Source organism: Massilia sp. 2TAF26, assembly GCF_052115005.1.
GTDB lineage: Bacteria > Pseudomonadota > Gammaproteobacteria > Burkholderiales > Burkholderiaceae_D > Telluria.
In genome coordinates, this window is record NZ_JBFRFV010000002.1 from 192501 (window position 1) to 206762 (window position 14262).

General features: G+C 69.6%; 6 protein-coding genes. 5 read left to right on the top strand and 1 reads right to left on the bottom strand.

All coding sequences use genetic code 11. The features are described 5' to 3' along the window. Positions 1-12: 12 nt before the first annotated feature. From AB4Z32_RS02965 to motA, 5 genes are all read left to right on the top strand, one after another. Positions 13-3066 (top strand): CHASE domain-containing protein, encoded by a 3054-nt coding sequence (locus AB4Z32_RS02965; RefSeq protein WP_441934214.1) that lies wholly within the window; start codon positions 13-15, stop codon positions 3064-3066. 69 nt (positions 3067-3135) lie between these two features. After that, complete coding sequence (recC, locus tag AB4Z32_RS02970) at positions 3136-6579, top strand: exodeoxyribonuclease V subunit gamma (protein WP_441934216.1); 3444 nt, start codon at positions 3136-3138, stop codon at positions 6577-6579. Further along, the gene (gene recB / locus AB4Z32_RS02975) at positions 6576-10247 is read left to right on the top strand and encodes an exodeoxyribonuclease V subunit beta (protein WP_441934218.1); all 3672 of its coding nucleotides are present in this window, start codon (positions 6576-6578) and stop codon (positions 10245-10247) included. The genes recC and recB overlap by 4 nt, the downstream gene beginning before the upstream one ends. Beyond that, a complete protein-coding gene (recD, locus tag AB4Z32_RS02980; RefSeq protein ID WP_441934220.1) occupies positions 10244-12232 on the top strand; it encodes an exodeoxyribonuclease V subunit alpha in 1989 nt (662 codons plus the stop codon). The genes recB and recD overlap by 4 nt, the downstream gene beginning before the upstream one ends. 117 nt (positions 12233-12349) lie before the next feature. Further along, entirely contained in the window at positions 12350-13210 is an 861-nt protein-coding gene (gene motA, locus AB4Z32_RS02985) for a flagellar motor stator protein MotA (RefSeq protein WP_441934222.1), read from the top strand. 84 nt (positions 13211-13294) lie between these two features. Here motA and AB4Z32_RS02990 read toward each other — a convergent pair whose 3' ends face one another. Further along, a complete protein-coding gene (locus tag AB4Z32_RS02990) occupies positions 13295-14236 on the bottom strand; it encodes a serine hydrolase (protein ID WP_441934224.1) in 942 nt (313 codons plus the stop codon). Between the last annotated feature and the right edge of the window lie 26 nt (positions 14237-14262).

Consider the following 14262-nt stretch of genomic DNA (forward strand, 5'->3'; position numbering starts at 1 on the left):
ACGAACACAGACATGCCTGAAGCGAGCACGCGCAATATGGGGAAAACCGTCGGCGCCAGCGGCCCGATGCGCATCGCTTTATGGGCCGGCGGCCTGTGCCTGGCCCTGCTGGTCGGCGCGGCCCTCTACCTGGGCGCGGCGCGCACCGCCGACGACGAAGCCCAGCGCCGCTTCGACGGCATCGCCCAGGGCGCCCGCCAGCGCCTGGACGGCGCGGTGCAGTCCTACACCCAGGTGGTGCGCAACCTTGCCGGCCTGTTCAACGCCAACGGCGGCGAGGTCTCGCGCCTGCAGTTCCACCGCTACGTCGAGTCGCTGAACGTGCGCGAACACTATCCGGCCATCGTGTCGGTCAACTACGGCGCCTGGGTGCCGGACGCCCAAAGGGAGGCCTTCGTGGCCGCGGTCCGCGCCGACCGCAGCATGGATCCGCGCGGCTATCCCGAATTCGACATCAAGCCGCCCGGCCGCCGCCCGGCCTACCTGGTGCTGAACTACATGGAGCCGACGATGGCGTCCCGGTTCGGCGTCGACATGCTGGCGGCCGGTCCGGACGTGGCGCGCACGGTCGAGGAATCGCGCGACCGCGGCGAAATGGCGGCCTCCGGCAAGCCGGTGCAGATCGAGACTCCGCGCCGCTACCTGGGCCTGGGCCTGCGCTTTCCGGTCTACCGCGGCGGCGCCATGCCGGCCGACCTCGAAGCGCGGCGCGCCGCCTTCCTCGGCTCGGTCGGGATCGGGTTCTCGATTCCGGACCTGGTGCAGGGGGCGTTGGCCGGCATGGGACGGCATCCAGTGACCCTGCAGCTGTATGCCGCCGCGGAGACCCAGCCGCCGGCGGGGCAGCCGCTCGCCATCGGCCCGGCAGACACCCTGCTGTACGACAGCGCCGACGGCCATGCGCCGCAGCCGCGCGCCCAGGGCGGCGACGGCGAGCCGTTCGAGACGGTGCTGCCGGTGCGCTTCCAGGGCAATCTGTGGAAGGCCCGCTTCCTTGCCGATGGTGCCGAACTGGTCGACGGCTTCGGGCGCTGGTTTCCGCGCCTGGCCTCGGTCCTGGGCGCCGGCGCGACCCTGCTGATCTACGCGCTCTTCCTCAAGCTGTACTGGTCGCGCCGCCAGGCGGTGGAGCAGCGCGTGCTGCTCGACCTGGTGCTCGACAACGTCGACGCCTACGTCTACATGAAGGACCGCGAACGGCGCTTCAGCTACGTGAACGCGAAGATGGCGCAAGCGGCCGGCCTGCGCGCCGAGGAGATGGTCGCGCGGCGCGACCGCGAGGTGCTGCCGCAGGCGCGCGCCGACGAGGTCTGGGAGCTGGACCGGCCGGTGCTGGAAACGGGGCAGGGCCGTTCGGTGCAGCACGAGGCGGTGCTGGCCGACGGCAGCGTGCGCCAGCTGTGGAGCGTGAAGGTGCCGGTGCGCGCCGCCGGCGAGGTGGCGGCGGTGCTGTGCGTATCGACCGACGTCACCGATCTGCACCAGCTGAAGGCGAGGGCGGACGCCGCCAGCCAGGCCAAGACCGACTTCCTGTCGAACATGAGTCACGAGATCCGCACACCGATGAACAGCATCATCGGCATGTCCTACCTCGCCCTCAAGCAGGCGGACGAGCCGCGCCAGCGCGACTACCTGCAGAAGATCCACCATTCGGCCCAGCACCTGCTGGGCATCATCAACCACATCCTCGACTTTTCCAAGATCGAGGCCGGCCGCGTCGAGCTGGAACTGCTCGACTTCACGCTCGACGCCCTGATGCGCAACCTCGCCAACCAGCTGGGCGAGGCCGCCGCCGCCCGCGGCCTGAGCCTGGAGTTCGAGATCGCGCCGGAGCTGCAGCGCCCGCTGCGCGGCGACCCCCTGCGCCTCGAACAGGTGCTGCTGAACTTCACCTCGAACGCGATCAAGTTTTCCGAGCAGGGCAGGGTGCTGGTAAGGGCCAGCGTGCTGCGCACCCTCGGCGCCGAGACCCTGGTGCGTTTCGAAGTGCGCGACCGCGGCATCGGCATCGCCTTTGATGAGTTGCCGAAGCTGTTCGCACCCTTCCACCAGGCCGACCCCTCGACCACGCGGTGCTATGGCGGGACCGGCCTCGGCCTGGTGATCAGCAAGCAGCTCGCCGAACTGATGGGCGGCGAGGTCGGGGTCGACAGCACGCCGGGCGAGGGCAGCACCTTCTGGTTCACGGCCCGCCTGGCCAGTCCGGCCGACGCTGCCGCGGCGGCGCGGCGCGCATCCACGCCGGCCGGCGCCGCGACCGCCGGACCGGGCGCGCTGGCGGGCAGCGCCATCCTGCTGGTCGAGGACAATGCCTTCAACCAGCAGGTGGCGCAGGAACTGCTCGAAGACGCCGGCGCCCGCGTGACGGTGGCCGGCAACGGCAGCGAGGCGCTGGCCCTGATGCGCGAGCGCGGTCCGCACACGCCCTTCGACTGCGTGCTGATGGACGTGCAGATGCCGGTGATGGACGGCTTCGAAGCCACCCGCCGGATCCGCGCCGACGCACAACTGAAGGACACCCGCGTGATCGCGATGACGGCCAACGCCGGGCTGGAAGACCAGGCGCGCTGCCTGGCCGCCGGCATGGACGAATTCGTGACCAAGCCGGTGGCGCCGGAAGCCCTGATCGCGACCGTGGCGCGCGCCCTCGGCCGCAGCGTGCAGCGCGCGGTCGCGGCGCACGTGCCGGCAGCACCCGCGAACACGCCGGCGCTGCTCGACATGGACGTCCTGGCCGACACCTTTGCCGGCAATCCCGACAAGATGCGTAAATATGCCTTCATGTTCCTGGAGACGGCGCGCGAAGGCCTGCTGGAGATCGACCGCGCGCTGGCGTCCGGCGAGGTCGGGCGCGCCGCCGGCGTCGCCCACCGCATCAAGTCCTCGGCGCGCACGGTGGGCGCGCTGGGCTTCGGCGAGGTCTGCGCCGACCTCGAAGCCCAGCGCGAGCGCGGTTCGATCGCCCAGGCGCGTTCGCTGGCGGCGCGCCTGCGCGCGCTGCTGGCGCGGCTGGAACGCCACGTCGCCGCCGAACTCGGGGCGCGCCAGCAGGACCAGAAGGTCTAGCCCAGCCATAAACTTGTTCGGGAACCCCCTTGGTAGTATCCTGCGGGGGTCTATCCGAAGTCTTCCACCATGCGATCCCCGATCTCCCCCGGCCTCCTCATCCTCCACGGCAACCAGATGGAGCTGCTGCGCGCCGCCGTCTTCGACTGGCTGCGTGCCAATCCCCTCGGTCCGCTCGAGGAGGAAATCATCCTCGTGCAGTCGAACGGCGTGGCCGAATGGCTGAAGATCGCCCTGGCCGAGGAGCTGGGCGTGTGCGCGGCCACCCGGGTGGCGCTGCCGGCGCGCTTCCTGTGGGAGGCCTACCGCGGCATGCTGGGGCCGGAGCGGGTGCCGAAGCGCTCGCCCTTCGACAAGGACGCGCTCACCTGGCGCCTGATGCGCCTGCTGCCCGAGGTGCTGGCCAAGGAACAGTTCGCGCCGCTGCGCCACTTCCTGCTGGATGGCGATCCCGAGCGCCGCCTGCAGCTGGCGGAGCGCCTGTCCGATCTCTACGACCAGTACCAGGTATATCGCGCCGACTGGCTGACCGACTGGGCCAAGGGACTCGACCAGCTGCGCCGGCCCGGCGGTGAGCCGGTGCCGCTGGCCCCCGACCAGTGCTGGCAGGCCCAGCTCTGGCGCGAGGTCCACGAAAGCCTGCCGCCGGAGCGCCGCTGGTCGGGCCGCGCCACCATCCACCAGCAGTTCATGGCCGCGGTCGAGGAAGACCGCCAGCCGGCCCAGCGCCTGCCGCGCCGCGTGGTGCTGTTCGGGATGTCGACCCTGCCTTACCAGACCATCGAGGCGATGGCCGGCCTGTCGCGCCACACCCAGGTGCTGCTGGCGGTGCCGAATCCCTGCCAGTACCACTGGGGCGACATCATCGAGGGCCGCGAACTGCTGACCGCAGCCTACCGCCGCCACCAGGGGCGCAACGGCAGCAACCTGGCCGAGATCCCGGTCGAGGAACTGCATGCGCACAGCCATCCGCTGCTGGCCAGCTGGGGACGCCAGGGACGCGACTTCGTGCGCATGCTGGACGAGTTCGACGGCGGCCAGGGCGCGAAGTTCGGCAACCTGCGGGTCGACCTGTTCAACGAGGGCGACAACGGAAGCCTGCTGTCGCAGGTGCAGGCCGCGGTGCGCGACCTGCTGCCGCTGCTTGAGCATCCGCACGTGCCGCCGGAGCCCGGCGACCGCTCGATCGAATTCCACATCGCCCACAGCGCCCAGCGCGAGGTGGAGGTGCTGCACGACCAGCTGCTGTCCTGGTTCGAGGACAGCGATGGCACATTCGGCGACCAGCCCCTGCGTCCGCGCGACGTGGTCGTCATGGTGCCGGACATCGACACTTTCTCGGCCGCCGTCCACGCGGTGTTCGACCAGCACAAGCGGAACGACCCGCGCTACATCCCCTTCGAGATCGGCGACGTCAAGGACCGCAGCGTGAACCCGCTGCTGGTGGCCATGGAATGGCTGCTGCGCCTGCCGCAGCAGCGCTGCCGCCAGAGCGAGGTGCGCGACCTGCTGGACGTGCCGGCGCTGGCCGCACGCTTCGGCCTGGAGGAGGATGACCTGCCGACCCTCGGCCGCTGGATCGAGGGCGCAAGCGTGCGCTGGGGCCTGGACCAGACCCACCGCGCCGGCCTCGGCCTCGGCTCGGCCGGCGAGCAGAATTCCTGGCTGTTCGGGATCCGGCGCATGCTGCTGGGTTACGCCACCGGCGCCGGTCCCAGCTTCGGCGACATCGAGCCCTATGCCGAAGTCGGCGGCCTCGATGCGGCCCTGGCCGGCGCCCTCGCCGAACTGGTGGAGAGCCTGCTGGCCTGGCGCGAACAATTGGATGCCGTCCTGACCCCGGTGGCGTGGGGCGAGCGCGCCCGCGCCCTGATGGCGCGCTTCTTCCGCGCCCGCGACGACGAAGACCGCATGATGCTGAACCAGCTCGAGGAAGCCCTGCAGTGCTGGCTGGAGATCTGCGAGAACGCGCTGTTCGAAGAGCCGGTACCGCTGGGCGTGATGCGCGAAGCCTGGCTGTCCGAACTCGACCAGCCGGCCCTGAACCACCAGTTCGTTTCCGGCGGCGTCACCTTCTGCACCCTGATGCCGATGCGCGCCGTGCCTTTCCGCGTGGTCTGCCTGCTGGGCATGAACGACGGCGATTTCCCGCGCCGCGGCCACCAGTCCGACTTCGACCTGCTGGCGCTGCCCGGCATGCAGCGTCCGGGCGACCGCTCGCGCCGCGACGACGACCGCTACCTGATGCTGGAAGCGCTGCTGGCGGCGCGCGACAAATTCTACGTGAGCTGGGTCGGCCGCAACGTGCGCGACAATACCGAGCAACCGGCTTCGGTGCTGGTCTCGCAGCTGCGCGACTACCTGAAGGCGGGCTGGGACCTGGACCTCGATGAGCGCACCACGATGCACGCCCTGCAGCCTTTCTCGCGCCGTTATTTCGAACGCGGCGGCCTGCTGACCTATGCCGGCGAGTGGCGTTCGGCGCACCGCGATGACGAAGAATCGGCGCTCGAGGGCGACGCGCTTCCGCCCTACGAGCTGGAAGCCGACTACCGCCTCAAGCTGAGCGAGCTGGCCAGCTTCCTGCGCCAGCCGGCACGCTACTTCTTCCGGCGCCGCCTGGGCGTCAACTTCGGCAGCCACGAGGTGGTGGGCGAGGACGAGGAACCGTTCTCGCTGGACGCCCTCGACCGCTACTTCCTCGAGGACGCCCTGCTTGGCGAAGACAGAAATGCGGACAGCGGCACGCCCGAACCCCAGGACGAGGTGCGCCAGGTACTGGATGCGCGCGCCCAGCGCCTGGTGCGCGAGGGCAGGCTGCCGATCGGCCTGGTGGGCCGGCAGTGGCAGCAGCAGCTGGTGGAAGAACTGGTGCCGGTGCGGCGCAGCTGGCTGGCGCTGGGTGCCCGCTATCCGACCCCGGCGGCCAAGCTCGTCGTCAGCCTGGACCTGGACGGCCGGGGCGCCGTACCGATCCTGCTCGACGACTGGATCGACAAGCTGCGCAGCAATGACGACGAGACCGTGTGGTTGCTGCAGATCTCGTCCAAGGTCCTGGATCGCAAGGGTGCGCCGCGCGGCGACAAGCTGATCGGCCCCTGGCTGCGCCAGCTGGCGGCAAGTGCCGTCGGCGAGGCGGTGAGCGGTTACCTGGTGGCGCGCGACGCCACCCTGAAGATGGCGCCGCTGGATGTTGAGGCCGCCCGCGCCACCCTCGGGAAACTGGCCGCGCTGTGGCGGGCCAACCTCGACCACCCGCTGGCGGTGGCCTGCAAGACAGCACTGGCCCAGCTGGCCGGGGACGACCCCCGCGAGGCCTACGATGGCGGCTTCGAGATCGGCGGCGAGGTCGATGATCCGGTACTGGCGCGCATGTGGCCGGAATTCGCCGTGCTGCGCGCGTCCGGCGACTGGCCGCGTACGGCCGAGGCCCTGTATGGTCCGCTGGCCGCCTGGCTGCGCGACAGCGTGCAGGTGACCCGCTTCGGCGACAAGGAAGGGGAGCAGGCATGAGCCAGTTGCTGCAACCCCTGGATTTCCCCCTGCACGGTTCGCGCCTGATCGAGGCCAGCGCCGGCACCGGCAAGACCTGGACCATCGCCGCGCTGTATTTGCGCCTGGTCCTCGGCCACGGCGAAGCGAACGGCTTCGCCAGGCCGCTGCTGCCGCCCGAGATCCTGGTGATGACCTTCACCCGCGCCGCCACCCGCGAGCTGTCGAACCGGGTGCGCGAACGCCTGGTGCAGGCCGCCGCGTACTTTCGGGGGGAATCCCATGCGGACGATCCCTACCTGGAAGCGCTGGCCGACAGCTATGCCGACGATGCCGCGCGCCTGGTCGCCGCCCACCGCCTGGTGCTGGCCGCCGAAACCATGGACGAGGCGGCGATCTTCACCATCGACGCCTGGTGCCAGCGCATGCTGCGCGAGCACGCCTTCGACAGCGGCAGCCTGTTCGACGAAGAGCTGGTTAGCGACGAGCGCGCCCTGTTCGAGGACGCCGCCAACGACTACTGGCGCCAGCACGTCTATCCGCTCAACGGCCATGCCCTGAAATCGCTGCTGGCGGTCTGGCCCGACGTCGAGGCCCTGAAGGGCGCGGCGCGCGAGCTGGTCAAGCGCGCCGAGCTGCTGGGCCCGGACTGCGTCGACGAGAACGGCAATCCGAACGACATGGCGCCGCTGGGGGCCGTGATCGCTGGCGTCGAGCGCGCCCAGCAGGCCAGGCTGGCGCGCCTGAAGGAAGGCTGGAGCGAACGCGCCGATGCGATGGAGTCCTGGATCGGCTCGCACCGGGCGGCGAATCCGCGCTGCTTCAACGGCAACAAGATGCGTCCCGACTCGCTGGTCAAATGGTTCGAAGCCCTGCGCAGCTGGGCCGCCGATCCCGCGCGGGTCATGCCCGACCTCGGCGACGCGGCCTGGCGCCGCCTGACCCCGCACGGCATCGCCGATGCCTTCTCGCGCGACTTCAGCGCCGAGGTGCCGGAATGCTTCGAACATACCGAAGCCCTGAAGGAAGCGCTCGACCGGATCGAGCCGATGGCGCACGCGCTGCTGCGCCACGCCGCCTGCAATATCGCGCGCCGCATGATCGACCTGAAGCGTCGCAACCGCCAGTTCGGCTTCGCCGACATGCTGGCGCGTCTGAAGGCCGCGCTCGAAGGGGCGAACGGCGAAGCGCTGCGCAAGCGCATCCTCGACCAGTTCCCGGTCGCGATGGTCGACGAATTCCAGGATACCTCGCCCGACCAGTACCGCATCTTCGACCTGCTGTACCGCGTGGCCGACAACGATCCGGGCCACGGCCTGTTCCTGATCGGCGACCCGAAGCAGTCGATCTACGGCTTCCGCGGCGCCGACATCCATAGTTATCTGTCGGCGCGGCGCGCCACCGAAGGGCGGCATTACCAGCTCGGCACCAACTACCGTTCGACCAAGGCGCTGGTGAAGGCCGTCAACCGCCTGTTCGAATACGCCGAGGGCGGCGCCGAGGGAGAAAGTACATGCGCCGGCTACGCTGCCGGCGCCTTCCGCTTCCGCAAGGACGGCGAGAATCCGCTGCCCTTCGAGCCGGTCGACGCGGCCGGGCGCGGCCAGGAACTGGTCGGCGTGGACGGTCCCTTCCAGGCGCTGGCGGTGGCCTCGACCCCGCGCGACGACCTGCGCGCCGAGGACTACCGCGAGTTCTTCGCCCACCACTGCGCCGAGCACATCGTGACCCTGCTGAACGATCCGCAGGTGGGCTTCCGCGACCGCGAGGGCGGATTCAAGCGCCTGATGCCTGCCGATATCGCGGTGCTGGTGCGCGACCGCCGCGAAGCCTCGGCGATCCGGCGCGCGCTGGTGCAGAGGAAGGTCGCCAGTGTCTACCTGTCCGACCAGGATTCGGTGGTCGAGAGCCAGGAGGCGGTGGACGTGCTGCGCTGGCTGCAGGCGGTCGCCAGTCCGCTCGACGGCGCGCTGGCGCGGACCGCCTTCGCCACCGCCACCTGCGCGCTGCCGCTGACCGAGCTGGCGCGCCTGTCGAGCGACGAACTGGCCTGGGAAGAGCGGCTCGAGCAATTGAAAGGCCTGCACCAGACCTGGCAGCGCCAGGGCGTGCTGGCGATGCTGCGCCGTTTCATCCACGAACTGGGCTTGCCGGCCAAGCTGCTGGCCGCCTCCGGCGGCGAGCGGCGCCTGACCAACCTGCTGCACCTGGCCGAGCTGCTGCAGGAAGCCAGCCGCGAACTGGATGGCGAACAGGCCCTGATCCGCTGGTTCGCCGAGCAGATCGAGGGACTCGGGGAAGGCGGCGATGAGCGCGTGCTGCGCCTGGAGAGCGACGCCGAGCTGGTCAAGGTCGTCACCGTGCACAAGTCGAAGGGCCTGGAATACCCGCTGGTCTACCTGCCGTTCGCCGTCACCGCGCGCAAGACCGACCGCCGCAACCGCGCCTTCTTCGAATACGTGGTCGAAGACGGTGCGCGCCGCATCGACCTCGGCCTGAGCGAAGATGCGCTGCAGGCGGTCGACCGCGCCCGCCTGGAGGAAGACCTGCGCCTGCTGTACGTGGCGCTGACCCGCGCGCGCCACTTCCTGTGGCTGGGCGTGGCGGCGGTGGCGGCCGGCCGCAAGGGCGAGAACCGCCTGCACGAATCGGCGCTCGGCTACCTGCTGACCGGCGGCGAACCGATCGGGGCCGACGCCATGGCCGAACGTTGGGAAGCCCTGCGCGGCGACCTGGACGCGATCGAGCTGCACACCCTGGACGCGCCCGAGGGCTGTACCCGCCTGGCGCGCGCCGACGTGCGCCCGGAGCTGGTCGAGGCGCCGGCCTTTGCCGGCCAGTTCGAGCGCAACTGGGCGGTCGGTTCCTTCACCTCCCTGACCCGCCACACGGTGGCGCCGCCGACCCGGCCGCAGGAAGAGAACCTGCTGGAAGAGGACGAGCCGGGTACGGTCGAAGCCTTGCGGGTGGACGACGCGCCCTGGCACCGCTTCCCGCGCGGCGCCACGCCCGGCAACTTCCTGCACGAGCAGCTGGAGTGGATGGCGCAGGAAGGTTTTGGACGCATCGACGAGGACGACTTCATCAAGCGCCTGCACCAGCGCATCAAGCGCGCCGGGTGGGGGAACCGCGTGGATGACGCAATGGCCTGGCTCGATGCCCTGGTCACCTTGCCCTTGCCACCAAGCGGCTGCGCCCTGTCGGAGCTCGAGGAGCTGCTGCCGGAGATGGAGTTCTGGTTCCCGAGTCAAGCCCTCGACGTCGGCGCGCTCGACCGTTTGTGCCGCCAGCGCCTGCTCGGCGACCTGCCGCGTCCGACCCTGCCGGAGCGCCAGCTGCACGGCATGCTGAAAGGCTTTACGGACCTGGTGTTCGAATGCCAGGGCCGCTACTGGGTGCTGGACTACAAATCGAACGCGCTGGGACCCGGCGACGCCGCCTATACCCAGCCGGCGATGGCGGCCGCGATGGCCGTGAACCGCTACGACATCCAGGGCGCCATCTACCTGCTGGCCCTGCACCGCCTGCTGCGCGCGCGCCTGGGCGAGCGCTACGACCCCCGCGAGCAGCTGGGCGGCGCCGTCTTCCTGTTCCTGCGCGGGATCGGGAACGAGGCCACCCGCGGCTGCTACCTGATCGAGCCCGACATGGAACTGCTCGACGGACTCGACGAGCTTCTTGCGACATGAATACCTTTATCGACCCCGACAAGATCGACGTCTTCTGGTGCGAGGTGGAACGCCTGACCGAAGCCGGCGAGCTGCGCCGCCTGTCCGGCGCCTTTGCCCGTTTCGTCGCCTCGCTCGGACCGGCGCCCGGTCCGCTGCTGCTGGCATCCCTGGTGCTGTCCGAACTGGAAGGCCGCGGCCACAGCTGCCTGCTGCTGTCCGACCTGGCCGAGGACGCGGCCGCGCTGCTCGGCCTGCCCGCCGAGGAGTGGACGGAACTGGCCGCCGCCATCAAGCCGCTGCCGAAGAACGTCAAGGGCTGGATGGCCCAGCTGGCCGGCTGCGAGCAGGTGTGGCAGGCCGGCACCTTCGATTACGGCCAGCCCCTGGTGCTCGACGGCGATGCCGACGAAGCGCGCCTCTACCTGCGCCGCTACTGGCGCGATGAGACGACGGTGGCGACCAGCGTGCGCGAGCGCGCGCGCGAACGGCGCGAGGTCGACGCCGGCGCCGTGCGCGGCTGGCTGGACCTGCTGTTCGCCTCCCAGCGCGCGTCCGGGACACCTGACGCCGCCCGACCGGACTGGCAGAAGCTGGCCTGCGCGATCGCCCTGCGCGGCAGGATGGCGATCATCACCGGCGGCCCCGGCACCGGCAAGACGTATACGGTGGCGCGCCTGCTGGCGCTGCTGTTCGCGACCGCGCCGGACGCCGCCCGCCAGCGCATCGCCCTGGCGGCGCCGACCGGCAAGGCGGCCGCGCGCCTGAAGCAGTCGATCGACAAGGCGCTGGGCGAGCTGGCCGACAAGGTCGGCGCCCGGCTGCCGTTGCGCGAGCTGACCGCGCGCATGGGCGCCGCCCGCACCCTCCACAGCCTGCTGGGCGCGCGTCCGGACAGCCGCGCCTTCGCCCACCACCGCGGCAATCCGCTCGACGTCGACGTGCTGATCGTCGACGAAGCCTCGATGGTGCACCTGGAGATGATGGCTTCGCTGCTGGACGCGCTGCCGCCCACGGCGACCCTGATCCTGCTGGGCGACAAGGACCAGCTGGCCTCGGTGGAGGCGGGCGCGGTGCTGGGCGACCTGTGTGCCGACGCCCAGGGCGGCAACTACGACGATGCCACCGTGGCCTATGTGCGCGAGGCCAGCGGCGAGGAGATCCCGGCGGACTATGTGCACCGCGGCGGCGCCCTGGCCCAGCAGACCGTGATGCTGCGCCACAGCCGCCGTTTCGGCGGGCCGATCGGACGGCTGGCGCTGGCCGTGAATGCCGGCGACATCGAGGCCGCGGCGGCGGTGCTGCGCGCCCGCGGCGTCCAGGACGTCGAAGGCGCCCACACCCTGCGCTGGATCGAGCACGCCCAGCAGCAACACGCGATCGGACTGGCGCTGGAAGGCTACCGGCCCTATCTGCGCCAGCTGGGCGAGGGACAGGCAACGGGGCAGGACCACGAAGACTGGGTCCGCAGCGTGCTGCAGCGTTTCGAAGCCTTCCGCATCCTGTGCGCGGTGCGCGAGGGCGAGTGGGGCGTCGAGGGCCTGAACACGGCGATCGAGCAGCGCCTCGACCAGACCGGCCTGATCCGCCGCGGCGGCGACTGGTACGTCGGCCGCCCGGTCATGGTGACCCGCAACGACTATTCGACCAATGTGTTCAACGGCGACATCGGCCTGACCCTGGCCGACCCGGGCCGTCCAGGTTCGCTGCGCGTCTACTTCCTCGAAGGCGACAAGGTCCGCAGCGTGCTGGCCACCCGCCTGCGCCACGTCGAGACGGCGTACGCAATGACGGTGCACAAATCCCAGGGCTCGGAATTCGCCCACACGGTGCTGGCGCTGCCGAAAGAGGGCGGGGCGGTGCTGGCGCGCGAGCTGGTGTATACCGGCATTACGCGGGCGAGCCGGGAGTTCACCTTGCTGACGCCGGTGCCGAATGTGCTGGGGGAGGCGATTGGGCGGCGTACGCACCGGGCCAGTGGCTTGCGGGGGATGATCGAGCGATGAGGTCCTGGAACCTCATTTCCGCTTTCGCGGGGATGACGATGTAACTTTGCGCCAGTCTTTGCTTTCCGTGCGGCAACAATGTTAAAGTTGCTGTCTGGGAATTCTGGAGACCGAGCCATGTTGATCGTAGTCGGATTTGTCGTCGTGCTGCTGGCCGTGTTCGGCGGCTTCGTGCTGCAGGACGGGCATTTGGCCGCGCTGTTCCAGCCCTATGAATTGCTGATGATCTTCGGCGGCGCGCTCGGCGCCTTCGTGATCGGCAACGACCGCAAGGCCATCTCGCTGACCTGGCACAGCATCCCGACCCTGTTCCACGGCTCGCGCTACACGCGGGAGCTGTACATGGAGCTGATGGCGCTGATGTTCGACCTGCTGACCAAGGTGCGCCGCGAAGGCCTGATGTCGCTCGAGAACGACATCGACGCACCCCACGAAAGCGCGATCTTCGCCAAGTACCGGCAGGTAGCGATGGACCATCACCTGCTCGACTTCATCACCGACTACCTCCGCCTGCTGGTGTCCGGCACCATGAATTCCTACCAGCTCGAGAACCTGATGGACAACGAGATCGAGACCTACCAGGAAGACGCCGAGATCCCGGTACAGGCGATCAGCAAGCTGGCCGACGGCATGCCGGCCTTCGGCATCGTCGCCGCGGTGATGGGCGTGGTGCACACCATGGGTTCGATCGGCCGTCCGCCGGCGGAGCTGGGCAGCCTGATCGCGGCGGCCCTGGTCGGCACCTTCCTCGGCATCCTGCTGTCCTATGGCCTGGTGGCGCCGCTCGCCAGCCTGCTGCACCGCCGCCACCAGGAAGTGGTCAAGGCCCTGCAGTGCGTGAAGGTGACCCTGCTGGCCAGCATGAACGGCTATGCGCCGACCATCGCGGTCGAATTCGGGCGCAAGGTCATCTCCGCCACCGAGCGTCCGAGCTTCGCCGAACTCGAAGGACACGTGCGGCAGCTGAAGTCGCGCTGAGACTCGCGACTGCCTGCCTGATCGGGCGAAAAAAAAACCGCGACAGTGAACCGTCGCGGTTTTTTTCGTTTGACGCCGGACCGATCAGCGGTGACGGCGGTGGCGCGACACCGGCGCATGCTTGAAGCGGCCGCGGCTTGCGGAGGCCTTGACGCGGGCGCCGCCGGCCGAGGCCTTGATGCGCGGACCGCCGACGGCGGCGCGAGCGCGGACCGGGCTGGTGGCCACCGGCGCATCGTCGCCCAGCACGTGGCGGCGGATGTTCAGGGCGTCCAGCACGCGCACCGAGGAGGCGCCGGCGTTCAGCAGCACCATGGTCGCGTTCTTGCCGGCGGCCTTGATGCGCATGATCAGGCAGCGGCCCGCTTCCTGGGTGTAGCCGGTCTTCGATAGGCCGATGTCCCAGCCCTTGGCGCCGACCAGGCGGTTGGTGTTGTGGTACTCGACGTCGCGGCCCTTGATGTTGATCAGGTGCTCGGAGGAGGTCGTGATGCGGGTGATCTCCGGGTAGTTGGCGGCGGCGGTCGCCATCTTGACCAGGTCGGCCGCGGTCGACTGGTTATGCGGGCTCAGGCCGGTCGGTTCCTCGATCACGGTCTGGGTCATGCCCAGGGCGGCGATCTTGCGCTTCACCGCCATGCGGAAAGCATCCATGCCGCCCGGATAGGTCCGGCCGAGAGCGGCGGCGGCGCGGTTATCCGAAGACATCAGGGCCAGCTGCAGCACGTCGCGGCGCGGAATGGTCGCACCGACCGGCACCCGCGAGCTGCTGTGCTTGAGCATGTCCACGTCCTGCTTCTCGATCTCGATCGGCTCGTTCATGTCCTGGTGGGCATCGAGCACGACCATCGCGGTCATCAGCTTGGTCAGCGAAGCGATCGGCGCGACTGTCGAGGCGTTCTTCTCGTACAGCACCTTGCCGGTGTCGTCTTCGACCACCAGCACCGATTGCGATCCGAAAGGCACGGCGAAGGCGGCCGCGCTGGAAATCGTCATCAGCACCGCAGCGAGGAATTTTTTGATCATGTGTGTGTATGGGGTACGGTTAATGG

What these genes read in the sequence shown, in the direction of transcription:
- AB4Z32_RS02965 (WP_441934214.1), top strand. Translation starts at nt 13, where the DNA reads ATGCCTGAAGCGAGCACGCGCAATATGGGGAAAACCGTCGGCGCCAGC.
- recC (WP_441934216.1), top strand. Translation starts at nt 3,136, where the DNA reads ATGCGATCCCCGATCTCCCCCGGCCTCCTCATCCTCCACGGCAACCAG.
- recB (WP_441934218.1), top strand. Translation starts at nt 6,576, where the DNA reads ATGAGCCAGTTGCTGCAACCCCTGGATTTCCCCCTGCACGGTTCGCGC.
- recD (WP_441934220.1), top strand. Translation starts at nt 10,244, where the DNA reads ATGAATACCTTTATCGACCCCGACAAGATCGACGTCTTCTGGTGCGAG.
- motA (WP_441934222.1), top strand. Translation starts at nt 12,350, where the DNA reads ATGTTGATCGTAGTCGGATTTGTCGTCGTGCTGCTGGCCGTGTTCGGC.
- AB4Z32_RS02990 (WP_441934224.1), bottom strand. Translation starts at nt 14,236, where the DNA reads ATGATCAAAAAATTCCTCGCTGCGGTGCTGATGACGATTTCCAGCGCG.